This is a genomic window from Vibrio sp. YYF0003 (genome assembly GCF_036350715.1).
Classification (GTDB): domain Bacteria; phylum Pseudomonadota; class Gammaproteobacteria; order Enterobacterales; family Vibrionaceae; genus Vibrio; species Vibrio natriegens.
Window position 1 is genome coordinate 1 of the sequence record NZ_JAZDWA010000024.1, and the last position, 1,071, is coordinate 1,071.

Here is a 1,071-nt window from a genome sequence, read left to right on the forward strand (position 1 = left end):
TACGGCGGTGAAGCGAAAGACTTCGCATCTATCGATAACGCTCCAGAAGAGCGTGAGCGCGGTATCACAATCTCTACTTCTCACGTAGAGTACGACACTCCAACTCGTCACTACGCACACGTAGACTGCCCAGGACACGCTGACTATGTTAAAAACATGATCACTGGTGCTGCGCAAATGGACGGCGGTATCCTAGTTGTTGCTGCAACAGATGGCCCAATGCCTCAAACTCGTGAGCACATCCTACTAGGCCGTCAGGTTGGTATCCCATACATCATCGTATTCATGAACAAATGTGACATGGTTGACGATGAAGAGCTACTAGAACTAGTAGAAATGGAAGTTCGTGAACTTCTATCTGAGTACGATTTCCCAGGTGATGACCTACCAGTTATCCAAGGTTCTGCACTAGGCGCACTAAACGGCGAAGAGCAGTGGGAAGCGAAAATCGTTGAACTAGCAGAAGCGCTAGATTCATACATCCCAGAACCAGAGCGTGCAGTAGACCTACCGTTCCTAATGCCAATCGAAGACGTATTCTCGATCCAAGGCCGTGGTACTGTAGTAACTGGTCGTATCGAACGTGGTATCCTAAACGTAGGTGACGAAGTTGCTATCGTTGGTATCAAAGACACCATCACTACTACATGTACTGGTGTTGAAATGTTCCGTAAGCTTCTAGACGAAGGTCGTGCGGGTGAGAACGTTGGTGCACTTCTACGTGGTACTAAGCGTGACGAAGTAGAACGTGGTCAAGTACTAGCTAAGCCAGGTTCAATCACTCCACACACTAAATTCGAATCAGAAGTATACGTACTGTCTAAAGATGAAGGTGGTCGTCACACTCCATTCTTCAAAGGCTACCGTCCACAGTTCTACTTCCGTACAACTGACGTAACTGGTGACATCACGCTACCAGAAGGCGTAGAAATGGTAATGCCAGGCGACAACGTACAAATGACTGTTGAGCTAATCGCACCAATCGCAATGGACGAAGGTCTACGTTTCGCGATCCGTGAAGGTGGCCGTACAGTAGGTGCTGGTGTTGTTGCTAAGATCTTCGACTAATTC

The 1,071-nt window shown here is 47.9% G+C and carries 1 protein-coding gene; it reads left to right on the forward strand.

The features are described from left to right. Nucleotides 1-1,068: elongation factor Tu (gene tuf, locus V1U08_RS22865; RefSeq protein WP_024372662.1), on the forward strand; the 1,068-nt coding region annotated here is incomplete at its 5' end. Nucleotides 1,069-1,071 lie beyond the last annotated feature (3 nt).